The organism is Armatimonas sp. (assembly GCF_031410135.1).
In the GTDB taxonomy this organism is placed as follows: domain Bacteria; phylum Armatimonadota; class Armatimonadia; order Armatimonadales; family Armatimonadaceae; genus Armatimonas.
The window spans coordinates 1-11,909 of sequence record NZ_JANNYP010000151.1 but is presented as its reverse complement, the minus strand read 5'-3'; the positions used below and the strand labels follow the sequence as shown (position 1 = coordinate 11,909).

12 protein-coding genes are annotated in these 11,909 nt (G+C 58.7%); 8 read left to right on the top strand and 4 right to left on the bottom strand.

The genetic code is table 11. The features are described 5' to 3' along the window. Positions 1–730 (bottom strand): hypothetical protein (locus RMO15_RS05450; RefSeq protein WP_309708901.1); only part of this gene is annotated, 730 nt, incomplete at its 3' end. A gap of 79 nt (positions 731–809) precedes the next feature. On the opposite strand from RMO15_RS05450, the gene RMO15_RS05445 reads away from it, so the two are divergent. Both RMO15_RS05445 and RMO15_RS05440 read left to right on the top strand, forming a co-directional pair. Next, entirely contained in the window at positions 810–3,107 is a 2,298-nt protein-coding gene (locus RMO15_RS05445) for an NB-ARC domain-containing protein (protein WP_309708898.1), read from the top strand. A gap of 216 nt (positions 3,108–3,323) precedes the next feature. Continuing rightward, complete coding sequence (locus tag RMO15_RS05440) at positions 3,324–3,692, top strand: hypothetical protein (RefSeq protein WP_309708896.1); 369 nt, start codon at positions 3,324–3,326, stop codon at positions 3,690–3,692. A gap of 2 nt (positions 3,693–3,694) precedes the next feature. Here the strand turns inward: RMO15_RS05440 and RMO15_RS05435 are convergent, their stop codons facing one another. Together RMO15_RS05435 and RMO15_RS05430 are read right to left on the bottom strand one after the other, a co-directional pair. Continuing rightward, a complete protein-coding gene (locus RMO15_RS05435; protein WP_309708892.1) occupies positions 3,695–4,381 on the bottom strand; it encodes a hypothetical protein in 687 nt (228 codons plus the stop codon). Continuing rightward, positions 4,382–5,812, bottom strand: coding sequence for an AAA family ATPase (locus tag RMO15_RS05430; protein WP_309708889.1), 1,431 nt, complete (start codon positions 5,810–5,812; stop codon positions 4,382–4,384). It abuts the gene before it with no gap. A 62-nt stretch (positions 5,813–5,874) separates the two neighbouring features. Here RMO15_RS05430 and RMO15_RS05425 point away from each other — a divergent pair, with 62 nt between their 5' ends. Together RMO15_RS05425 and RMO15_RS05420 are read left to right on the top strand one after the other, a co-directional pair. After that, complete coding sequence (locus RMO15_RS05425; RefSeq protein ID WP_309708886.1) at positions 5,875–6,843, top strand: aldo/keto reductase; 969 nt, start codon at positions 5,875–5,877, stop codon at positions 6,841–6,843. Positions 6,844–6,862: 19 nt separating this feature from the next. Continuing rightward, positions 6,863–8,374 (top strand): tetratricopeptide repeat protein, encoded by a 1,512-nt coding sequence (locus RMO15_RS05420; RefSeq protein WP_309708884.1) that lies wholly within the window; start codon positions 6,863–6,865, stop codon positions 8,372–8,374. On the opposite strand, the gene RMO15_RS05415 is transcribed toward RMO15_RS05420, so the two are convergent. Further along, complete coding sequence (locus RMO15_RS05415; protein WP_309708882.1) at positions 8,358–9,116, bottom strand: hypothetical protein; 759 nt, start codon at positions 9,114–9,116, stop codon at positions 8,358–8,360. The two genes, RMO15_RS05420 and RMO15_RS05415, sit on opposite strands and share 17 nt — an antisense overlap. Before the next feature lie 57 nt (positions 9,117–9,173). Between RMO15_RS05415 and RMO15_RS05410 the strand changes: the two genes are divergently transcribed. The 4 genes from RMO15_RS05410 to RMO15_RS05395 all read left to right on the top strand — a co-directional run. Next, on the top strand, positions 9,174–9,662 hold the full coding sequence (locus RMO15_RS05410; protein WP_309708879.1) for a hypothetical protein: 489 nt from the start codon (positions 9,174–9,176) through the stop codon (positions 9,660–9,662). Then, positions 9,631–10,014 carry a hypothetical protein gene (locus RMO15_RS05405; RefSeq protein ID WP_309708876.1) on the top strand — a complete coding sequence of 128 codons (384 nt, stop codon included), beginning with the start codon at positions 9,631–9,633 and terminating at the stop codon, positions 10,012–10,014. The genes RMO15_RS05410 and RMO15_RS05405 overlap by 32 nt, the downstream gene beginning before the upstream one ends. Before the next feature lie 65 nt (positions 10,015–10,079). Next, positions 10,080–11,279: a hypothetical protein gene (locus RMO15_RS05400; RefSeq protein WP_309708873.1), complete on the top strand. Its 1,200-nt coding sequence runs from the start codon at positions 10,080–10,082 to the stop codon at positions 11,277–11,279. Further along, positions 11,276–11,909, top strand: a 634-nt coding sequence (locus RMO15_RS05395; protein ID WP_309708870.1) for a MoxR family ATPase, incomplete at its 3' end; no start/stop codon positions are given. The genes RMO15_RS05400 and RMO15_RS05395, both read left to right, overlap by 4 nt.

The following is an 11,909-nucleotide window of genomic DNA, read 5'->3' as shown; positions in this document are numbered from 1 at the left end:
CACGATCCACGGGCAAGATAAGTGCACCGACGAGCGGCCCGAGCAGGCTGACGGCAGCCGTGGTGGGGATGCTGGCCTGCCAGTCGTCGCCGCTCACCTCAAGAGTGCCGTTGATGCGGCCCGTCTGAGCGCACACAAACTCCAGCTCGATGCGTAGCTCTTGCCCAGCTTTGGCAGAGATTCGTCCGTTGTTACTTGTACGGATTAGCACGGGGCTGGCACTCTGGGGCTCATCGCTGCTCCAGTCACCGCCAAACACCGAGAGCTGGAGGATATTTGTTTGGGAGAGCTTGTCTTTGTACCGCACGCTCACCTCACCGTCGGTGGGACAGACCACGGTGATCGTTGTACGAACGGCTTGCTTGACTTTCAGCTCGCCAAAGTTTACCGACTGCGGCGCGTAGGCGCTGGCGGGGAGTTTTTCTTTTTTTAGCGTGGCGCTGGCAGCGGCCTCAGAGACAACGGACACATCGGAGCGGATCTGCCGTTGCACAGGCAAGACCAAGCGGCGGCGGGTCGCCCCCGTCACCAAGCGCGACGTGGCGGCGGTCAGCATTGTCCGGCCTTTATTCTTATCGGTCATCTTTGCAAGCGGCGCGGTAACTCCCCCCACAACCGTTGCTCGCTCCCCTCGTGGCGGTAGCTGCTGCCGTTGCGTCTTTTGATGAGCCTGTGTTGCGCTTAGACCACATGCCATTGTCAGAGCAAGGAAACTCAAAATCTTTCTCATTCCTGCATTTTTGCGCAGCAGGCGTGAACAGAGTGTGAACCAGGCAGGTTATTTCTGTGAATTTCGGGAATTTAAGTCAGTGTCCCTCACACTTAGATTTCTCGGCTCTCCCCAGATTCAGCGCACGGGTGTGGCACTTCCTCTGCCCCGAACCCGCAAGGCCGTGAGCTTGCTGGCGCTCCTGGCACTGAATGCCGGGCGGAGCGTGGACCGCAAGTTTCTCGCCGATACCCTCTGGCCCGAGAGTGAAAGCACGGTGGGGGCGACCAACCTGCGGCAGGCACTGGCGATCCTACGACGCACACTCGGCCCCGATGCAGACCTATTGATAGCCGAGGGCTACCAGGCACTGCGGCTGGAGCTCTCGGGCTCGGATGTGTTTTGTGATGTGCTCGCCCTAGATTCAGCGCTCCAGAGCGGAGACACAGAAGCTGCAAAGGCACTCTACACCGGGCCATTTCTGGAGGGCTTCACCGACGACTGGATCCTTGCCGAGCGGGAAAAACGTGCGGCGGCAATCACCGCGCTACTCTCACCGCCAAGTACTGCCACCAAGCTACCCGCGTTTCTGACTCCCTTTCTGGGTCGCTCTGTCGAGAAGACTAAGCTACGCGAGCTGCTCCAGCGTGAGGGCGTTCGCCTGGTGAGCGTGCTGGGCATGGGCGGTCTGGGCAAGACGCGTCTGGCGCTGGAAGTGGCCGCCGAGAGCGGCGAGGCAGTTTTTGTGGATCTCTCGCTCTTGCCCGCTACCACCACCGCGCCCCGACTCTGGCAGGCAATCGCCGAGGCACTAGAGCTGGCAACGCTCACGGAAACCGCCGTCAGTGAGGCGCTTCAGGCAAGCCCCACGCTCTTGCTCCTAGACAATGCCGAGCACATGATCGAGACAGCGGCGCGGGTTGTCCAAGCTCTCCTGAGCCGCTGCCCCAAAGCCAAGGCGCTCGTGACCAGCCGCGAGCCGCTCCAGCTTCCCGGCGAGGTGCTCTTTCGGCTCCAGCCACTCCAGAGCGATGAAGCGGTGGCGCTTTTTGTCCAGCGGGCGGGGCTTGCGCAGCCCGGTATTGACCTGCCCGAGGACGCGCTTCGGAGCCTCTGTCAGAAGCTCGAAGGGCTACCTCTCGCGCTGGAGCTTGCGGCAGCGCGGCTTCGCGTGATGCAGATCGAGGAGCTGGAAGCGCGCCTGACGGATCGTTTTCGCCTGCTGCGCTCAGATCAGCGGCGGGTGAACCGGCACCAGACCCTTCAGGCCACACTGGATGGCTCCTGGGAGCAGCTCAGCCCCGCCGAGAAACGCGCTCTCGCCGCCCTGAGCACTCTGGTGGGAAGCTGGCCCCGCGCGCTTGCGCAGGAGATTGCCTTCGCCCCCAACACCGAGGAGCTGGAAGTCTTGGACGTCCTGACGCGCCTTGTGGATAAGTCCTGGCTCCGGGTCTCCTCGGGGAGCTACAGCTTACTGGAGACCCTGCGCGAGTTTCTCACCCCCCACCAGCTCCCCGAAGATCGCACACGCTTGGTGGCCTTTGCACAGACCGCCCTTCCCTGGAAGCGCAGGCAAGAGAGCCAAGTTGCCTGGCTGGAGCGGCTCACCCTGCACCGTGACAACCTCCGCGTAGCCCTTCACTACGCCCCCTTCGAAATTGCCCTCACCCTGGCACGGGAGCTGGGGGATGCCTTTGTGATCCAAGGGCGCACCGCCGAGGGAATCGCGCTCTACGAGACTTTAGTGCCACAAGTGTCCTCTGACCATCCCCAGCGTGCCTCGCTTCTCTACTTCTGGGCTCTGCTTGAACAAGCCCGCAACGATGCCCCCAAAGCCGGTGCGCTCCTGCAAGAGAGCCGCCAGCTCTGCGAGCAGCAGGGAGACATGCGCCTACTAATCCGTGTTCTAGGCAACTTAGGGATAAACGCCCGCCTCCAGCAAGACTATCTTGGAGCACGCGCCCTCTATCTTGAAACCCTCCAGCTTCTCAAGAGCACGCAGCAAGGAAGCCTCTCCGCAACCCTCATTCGGCTCGGGGTCATTGAGCACGATCTGGGCAACCTAGACGCCGCCCGCAACTCTCTCAGCCAGGCCATTACCGCAAACCGCCAGCACGTCAATGAGATTGGGCTCGCCATCGCCCTCAGCAAGCTAGGCTTTGTCGAGCGTGACGCAAAAAATGCAGAGCGGGCGCAAGCTCTCTGGCAGGAAGCCCTCCCTCTCTGCCGCAACCTCGGCTACCGGCACGAGCAAGGCAATGTCGCCCTCGCCCTCAGCAGGCTCCTCACCGATCCCGATGAAGCCACCGCCCTCCGCACCGAGGCCCGCGACGCCTTCACTGCCATCGGCGACACCGAAGGACTTGCTCGCTTAAACCTCCCCGTTGTCTCCTGGTAGGTTCAAAGCATCTCTTGGCATGTCCCCTCTCTCTACAAAAACATCCCCGCGAACGCCTGAAACATTCCCGCTGACATCTGGGACATTCCCACTCTTGCCTAGAACCTACCAGGAGACTGCGCAGACATCCACGGCAGCCTTGACATCGAGTTTTCTAAGAAATACAATAGGGACGTCTTTGACACCAAACCCTCCGACAGAAAGGCAGATAAACCTATGGCACTGAAACGCCGCACCCTCTCTCTTGAGTCCCGTACAACCGATAAAAAAATTGCGGGAATGACCGCGATTGACCCTCAGCTTGACCTAGGAGATGGAGTCTCCGTTGTCAATCTCACCGCCAAGCGCACCGCCGCCGCCGCCGCGATTGACGCCTACAACGCCAAGCTCGCCGAGGCCGATGCTCTTGCCAACGCCGCCACGGCTGCCGAGCGCGAGTACAACATCACCCTGGGCGGTCGCATCCTCACCAAAGTCTCCGCCAAGTACGGAAAAAACAGCGACCAGTACGAGCAAGTCGGCGGCACCCGTGAGAGCGAGAAGAAAAAGCCCCATCCCAAGGCTCCCCCAGCCAAACCCGCCTAGTTTTATAAGTGAATATCGGGAACCGGCAGGCCCGTTGCTAAATCAAAGCAAGCCTGCCGCGTTCCCGGAAATGCCTGAATCAGATCCAAGCAGACCGCAGGCTGGTCTTGAAACACCGTTAGCCAGATCGAGAAAAAGCCCGTCGCAAGCGCAAGCGCCCGAATAGACTCAATATCTTTCTGGCTGATGGGCAAGTTCGACAGGTGCCGCTGACGTGCCTTTCGTGCGGCCTGCCACGCTTCCCGTCGCTTTTTCCAACGCCGATCCGGTCTCCCGTCAGAATCCAGCCGCCGATTGAGATCTATCAACGAGGCAATAGTGCGCTCCGCCGCACCGTGCTCATTGGGATGGGTACTAACATTGAAATTTGACACAACCTCGTTGCTCGCCTCGTCGTAGCGAAAGGCATACGCCGTATTGACCTCGTGAGGAAAGTAGTGGAGGAGCACACGGGGATCATCATCCCATTTTTGCCGATTGCACACTGAGCAGTCCAGCAGAAAGTTATCCCAGTCCAGCGTCCGGTAGGTGTACTGTGGCAGCCCTTTTGGCTCCACATGCTCCACATCAGGATCGCAGGGCCGCTCGCAGTAGCAACAATAGTCCCCGAGCTGGTCAATCAATAAATCTCTTGCTTGACGATGATCCGTGAATGGCCCCTGTACAGCCCCCTTGTCCACAGGCCGCACTCAGTTTCGCTCCCCAAGTGCCGCCTGCCGCTCCATGTTCAAAAACGCGACATAAGCATAGTCGTCGTGAAACGGCAGCGCGAGCGTATCCATTTCTTGTTTCAGCCGCTCCAGCTCCGCATCCGACGCTTTCTCTGCCTGCTTGAGCACCGTGTAGTACTTCTCCGCCGCCGCAATCATCTTCTGCCGCCGCTCGGAGAGCTTGAACGCCGGGTAGTCCTGAACATCCATCAGAATATCTTCCAGAGGCTTATCAATAAAATCCTCCACCGGCGGATAGGTAGACGGCCCCGGCGCATTCAATCGAATCACCCTATCTAATTTAGGATCAAGCCCCTGCAAGATAATCGGCGAGTGCGTCGTCACAAAAAACTGCACCTTCGGAAACGCACGCCGCAAGTTCGGAACAATCGTCCGCTGCCAGTTCGGGTGCAGGTGCAGGTCAAGCTCATCAATCAACACCACCCCCGGCGTCTCCTGCGCCGCCCTTCCTCCCAATTGCGGATTCAGCACCGCCGCCCGATACGCCATATCCAGCCCCATTGCCAGAATACTGCGCTGCCCATCACTCAAAAGCCGTACCGGAAGCTGTGTCCCATCCTTACGTTTTGCCATGATCTCGCCAAGATCAATTTCGTACCAAATCTGCTCCCACTCCTCACCAAGACAAGCCACCACCGCCGCCCGAACTCCTTGCATCGTCTCAGAAACCCCGCCTTTTTGTAAAGCCGCCAATTCGCGAGTACGAAACCAATCATAGAGAAACGCATCATCCGAAGCTGCATCAAGACAGTTTTCGTAACCACGCATTCTTGGAATCGGCCTGATTAGTTTCTGACTTTTCTTGTTTAATTTCAACCAAGCTCGCCCAGCACTATAAGCAGCAGCTAAAGGCAAATAAACCACCAAATCGGCATCAATACCGGCGGACTTCAATTCCGACCTAGCTTTTTCTTTAACTGATAAAGATTCTTTTCGAAATTCATCACCCCTAACACTCACTAAATTATCAATCAATTCGAATTGAGACTGTATTTTCAATACATTAAAAACATATAACATTACATTTTTTATATTCCTCGCCCCATAATAAGTTGTCGTCCCATTTCTCTTTTTCTTTTCTCTCTTTATAAGAATTCCAGATTCATAAATATTTAATTCCGATTCCACTGATACAGGATAAAAATCTTCAACAAAAAGATTATCGCCTTCACTAAAAATAGTGCAATGTGCATCATTAACCTGGATAATGCGTGATGCAATTCCATCTATTCCTAAGAATAACGATCCTGTAGCTACCGCTAAAGCACTCAGGATTGCAGTTTTTCCCGCTCCGTTATCACCGATGAAGACGTTGAAACCGGGGGCAAACTCCCACTCTTCTTTTACGAAGCACCGGAAGTTCTCGACTCTTAAAGAATCAATACGCATAGCCCTTATTCTACCCGGTGTGCCCGACGGGTATACTCACGCCCGGAGGATAAGAAATCACGATGCAGTACACCCGTCTGGGACGAACAGGGCTGAGCGTCTCTCGCCTGTGTTTAGGAACGATGAACTTTGGGCCACAGACCAGCCCTGAGGACTCTTTTGCCATCATGGACCGCGCACTGGAGCTGGGCATTAACTTCTGGGACACCGCCGATGTCTACGGCTGGAAGCTCGGCGAGCGCATCACCGAGAAGATCATGGGCGACTACTTTGCGCAGGGCGGTGGTCGGCGCGAGAAAGTGGTGCTGGCGACCAAAGCCTACAACAAAGTCGGGGACTGGCCTAACGAGGGACGGCTCTCCAAGCTGCGCATCAAAAAGGGCTGTGAGGATAGCCTACGCGCCCTGCAGACCGACTACATTGATCTCTTTCAGATGCACCATATCGACCGCGACTGCCCCTGGGACGAGTGCTGGGAGGCGATGGAGCAGCTGGTGCATGAGGGGAAAGTGCTCTACATCGGCTCGTCGAACTTTGGCGGCTGGCATCTGGCCGCCGCGCAAGAGAACGCCAAGCAGCGCAAGTTCCTCGGCCTGGTGAGTGAGCAGAGCCTCTACAACCTCAACGCCCGCACGGTGGAGCTCGAAGTAATCCCCGCCTGCGAGCACTACGGCCTGGGACTGATTCCGTGGAGCCCGCTCGGTGGTGGCTTGCTCGGTGGAATTCTCCAAAAGCCCACCGAAGGCCGTCGCGCGGGCATCAAGCTCGACGAAGCACTGACAGTCAAGATCACGGCCTGGGAAGCACTCTGCGCCGAGCTGGGTGAGAACCCCGCCGATGTCGCGCTGGCGTGGCTATTGAGCAACAAAGTCGTCACCGCCCCGATCATCGGCCCGCGCGACACCAACCAGCTCGACGGCAGCCTACGTGCCCTCGAAATCAAGCTCTCGGAAGAGACCCTCAAGAAGCTCGATGAGATCTTCCCGCCCGTTGGCAAAGGCGGCCCCGCCCCCGAAGCCTACGCCTGGTAGTCCAGAGTGAGATAGATCTATGTCCCCGCTCCTCATTGTTATTGTTGTTGCTATTGGCTTGATGTGGATAATGCTTCGTGCGTTTCGCGTGCAGTATGTCATCCCTGCAGCGGCCCGCCAGCTCTCGGCAAGGGGCAACGCGCCAGCGGCAATCCACCTCTGTGAGCGGGGGCTAAGGCTCTGGACACCGCTGGGCGAGCGGGGTCGCTTCGACCTGCGTTTTTACTACGCGTTTCTCTTGATGGAGACAAAACGCTTCATGGAAGCCGAGGCGCAGTGCCAAGCGCTCAAAGTGGGACCACATAGCAGAAGTCTGCGTGCCAAGGCAAGTCTCCGTCTGGCGGACTGCCTCGACGGCCAGAACCGCACTGCTGAGGCGCAGCAAGAGCGAGCCGCAGTACAGGCCGTAACCAGCAACTCCGACAACCCAGACTTGCTCTTGGAACGTGCGGCGCTCCTTTCTAGGCAGAGCAAGCACGCCGAAGCGACTGAGATACTTCAGCGTGTTCTTTCCCAGGCAGGACACTCCTCGGATGCCACCCGAGCCGAGATAGAGGTCAAGCTGGCGCTCAGTGCCTGGCATGCAGGGCAGTATCCGCTGACGTTGGAGGCAGCGGAGACAGCACTGAGACGCAATGCCCTTAATTCCACCCTGACACGTGTTGCCCATAACATGGCGGGGCTGGCACTCACTAACCTGAACCGCTGGGAAGAAGCCATCCTTCACAAAGAGACGTCGCTAGCACTAGCACGCCAGGAGGGCAACCCCGATAAAATCGCTGAGACCCTCTCGCAACTGGGTAATGTCAAGCTTCAGCTAGGTCAGCTCAATGAGGCGATGGTACTTGCCAACGAAGCACTTCCCCTGAGTCTTTCTGGGCGGCGGATGAGCAGCCTCCTTCAGGCAGAAATACTTCAGGCATGGGGTCGCTACGACGATGCCTTGGTCGCACTGGATAGCGCGGGTCGTGCACCCGGACTCGCAATCCCACACTTGGCGGCACGAACTCAGGCAACTCTGGCACTGGGTCGCGCACGCATCTTTGTCTTAAAAGGCGAGGTTCAGACAGCACTGGAGTGGCTGGGAAAAACGACGGAAGCTTTTGCGGGAGATGCCAAACTGGAAACCTGGGCACAGGCAGAGCGCCTCTGTGCCCTTGCCTTGGTAGGAGATCACGAAGGCTATGATGAGGCCCTCGCGACACTTAACATTCAACTTGATGCCCTTACGGAAGACACGACAACCCAGAAAACTGGCCACTGTGCATGCGGCGTAGCCGCACAGACCCTCGGCGAATTTACCGTCGCACGGGAGCACTGGGAGCGCTACCTCGCCCTAACCCCCTGCCCACTCGACCTGCGCCGTGTCTGGTACGGGATCGGAGTTGCTGAGGCCGCACTCGAAAACCCTACAGAGGCCCGTACAGCTTGGCAAAAAGCAAGTGCGCCGGGAATCGAGAGTTTCTGGACAGGCCTAGCCCAAAAACGCTTGACCGAGCTGGAGCAGTCCGCTCTCAAGAATCCCGCCTGAGCCCCTCCCACTCGCGCCATATATCCGTCATAGCGGCAACTCCGTTCTGCTCGGCATCTTTGTGACGCCCTCGGAAGATCGCGGCGTAGCGGATATCGGGGCAGGAGTTGGCGACCGCCGTGTGCACCAACTGGTGGTGGGTGATCACCACATCGCCGGGCCCACCCGTGATCTGCACCGGCTCGGAGCACAGCTCGACGGCACCAATTCCATCGGCAAGATAGGCCGGGCCTTTCTCTTTGAAAACCGTCTCAAACTGCCGGTGCGTCCCCGGCCAGACCGTAAAGTTCCCAGAGTAAGGCTTGGGTAGGTTGGAGATCAGTACGACCGCGAGCATCGTGAAGCTCCGCGCAAACTCCCCGCGCGGGATGCCATTGGTGCCGGTTCCTTGGCCATCAATATGCCCCTGTGGCTCCTGCGGCTCGGTGTCGGCGCGAGGGAAGCGCAGCGCGATTTGGGCACTGGGGGCCGGGAGCAAGTTCCCCTCCCCCACCAGCTGCTCACACGCGGCGAAGACTGGCGTTTTATTGAACAGATCGGTCAGCGGGGGCTCTTTGGTGATGCTGCGGCAGTAGGTCTGTGCCCGGTAGGTGTTCAGCTCGTCGGGGGGCATTCCGTACTCGCCGATATGGTGGTTGATCGCCTGCCGCGCCGCGTCTACCATCACACGTGGCACCATGCCTTTCAGCACCAGATAGCCGTCGTCGTGCATCTGTCGAAGTTGCTTGGAGTTCAGTTTCATGAGCCGAAGTTCTGGAAAAGCCTTCCGCATTCCTGCTCCCAACTGGAGTGTGGGAGTATGAAGTCCACAGAGATCCTAAACCCCAACACCCTTCCAGATACGCTCCGCCCGATGGCGCGGCGCGATCCTATGGCGTTTTGTGCGAACCCCGCCGCCCCACTACTCCTGCTGGAAAACCCGTTGTTTTTCAATTTCCATACGGTTAGGCTGATGCAGATCCTCCGCAATGAGAACCTGCCCCGCTGGCTGGTCGAGCATCTTGCGCTCCAACGTGCGACCTGCGTTCAAGAAGCAGCCCAGCTCCATATCGCACTCGCCGGAGAAGCCACCGAGCCCTGGACCGGAAGGTGCCGCGCCAGCGCATCCACGCTCAGTAAACCCTGGCGTGCGAATCGCTGGCAAGACCGCCTGCTCGCCGCCCAAAGCCCGACCACCACGCGCCAGCAGCTCCACCAGCTCAAGCGTGACGGCAACCGCTACGTGCGGTATTCTGCAACGCAAAGACTCATCTCCAATGCACCAAAGAGAAATATGGAAAAAGCTTGAAGACCCTAAGACGTCCTCCGAAGACTTACAGAGATTCTGGGAGAAGCGCCACCGGATAGGAGATGCCCTCACCGTAGAGGAGCGAGAAACCCTACGTGAGCGCCTCGCGCTCCACCCAAATCTCCCCACCTCAGTCGCACGTGCCTTAGCACTTGCCCGCCCGGAGTTTTTGGTACATAGCCCGGTGCTAGAGCTACTCCTCTTAGAGGCACCCGACTTGTTCTTAGGGATATCCTCGGTGCGTCTCACTCTCCTCCTGCGACAGACTCATCCCCCACAGGCACTGCTAGACTACTTGACATCGCACCCCGATCCCATGATCCAGGAAGTACTCTCAGATGCATCCCACTGACGATTCCTATTCACTACCCGAAATAGGGGGCGAGAAATCCCCGGACGAAATTGGAGATTTGAGCCATGACCATTGACACGGCGTTAAAACTGGCGCAGGATTCGACGACCGATGCAACGACTCTGGAGCGTGTCGTGCAGGTGCTCACGCCTGGGATGAAGCAGGGAACGGAGCTGGCGCTGGCAATTGCTGCCAACCCGAACACGCACCCGGAAACACTGATTAAACTACTGACTCTGCGTCCTGGCGGTAGTGCCGGGCTGGTTGAGAATCCTGCGACCACACTCTACTTGATGGAAGACCCGCAGTTCTTCGAAAAAGTGCCCTACTTTGTCCTGCGTCGCCTACTTAACGACACCAACCTGCCCGCGTGGCTGGTGACTCTTCTCACCCAGCACTCCGATGCAACGGTTGCGCTGGCGGCACGTCTCCATGTGGCCGTGCAGCCCGAGGCTGACCTCGGATGGCAGAGAGAAGTGTGCTCTATTGTGGAGGCACTTCCCCTCGCGGACTCAGGAGTCTTTCCCGGAGGGGACTGGCCCTTGGTTCAGCTTGCCTGGCAAGAGGGAAAAGCTCCTCAGAGCGTCGGTGAGCGTCTGGCCTCGTCGAGCCGCCGCCCTCTACGCGAGAGTACTTTTGCTGCCGATACTGCGGGCACTCTAGGCTCGTTTCGTGCACTTCTCCAGAGTGCCTCCGGAAGCGAGAGCCTCCAAAGAGTGCAGAAAAAGTTCACTCTGGAGCTAACCAAGGCCGAGCTGATCCGCCTCGCTCTTGGTGGTTCCTGGGCACGCCAGCTTGCTGCCCGACACCCCGCAGCCTCTGAGGAGCTTCTCGCCATTCTCGCGGGAGACACCATCGAGGTACGAGAGCGAGTCGCGACTAACTCAAGCGCGTCTCAAGCCGTGCACGATGGTTTGAATGCTCCCAGTACCCATAACTACGGAGTCCATCGCCTCCCACTTCCCCCGCTGCCCGACTCTGACGATCCTCTCTACCCTGTTGTGCTCTCCGTCCGTCTCCGTGACGAGCCAGCCCCACTCTTTCTGGCACGTTTTCTGGGAGGAAAAGCCAAACAACGCGAGTGGGCATCGCTGAACTGGCTGGCACGTTTTGCCAGTGTTGGCCGAGATGAGCTGCCAACAAAGACACTGGAAGGTCTAGCACGGGATGCCAATGTTTTTGTGCAAGCCGCCGCAAAGATGCGCCTCGGAAATCCTGCTTGGCGCTTCCGTTTTGAGGACGTTTCGCGGAGTATGGAAGCATGACACCCCGTGAGCTTCGTACCTACCTCGACCGTCTTGTTGCCGAGCGGCTTTTTCTCTCCGTGATGCTCTGGGGGCCGCCGGGGGTGGGGAAGTCGTCGATTGTGGCGCAAGTGGCGGCGAGCCACGGGCTGGACTTTGTGGACGTGCGCCTCTCGCAGCTTGCGCCCACAGACCTGCGTGGCCTGCCAGTTCCCGATCATGAGAACCGCGTGTCCCGGTGGTTTGCGCCGGAGTTTCTACCGCAGGCGTCGGGACGTGGGGGGATTCTCTTTCTCGACGAGCTGAACATGGCACCTCCGACGATGCAGGGGATCGCACAACAGCTGATTTTGGATCGCAAAGTCGGCAGCTACACGGTTCCCGACGGCTGGTTTATCTGGGCGGCAGGCAACCGCAAGGAGGATCGGGCGGCGGTCTTTGAGATGCCTGCGCCACTGGCGAACCGCTTTATGCATCTCTCCGTGGGGCCGGACATGGACAGCTTCAAGGCATGGGCGCTTGAGCGCGGCGTGACGGAGGAAATCATCGCATTTCTAGCGTTTCGGCCCAGTCTGCTCCACAAGCCCGACCCGCAGCAGCCCGCGTGGCCGTCGCCGCGCTCGTGGGAGCTGGCGGGGAAGCTCTTGGCGG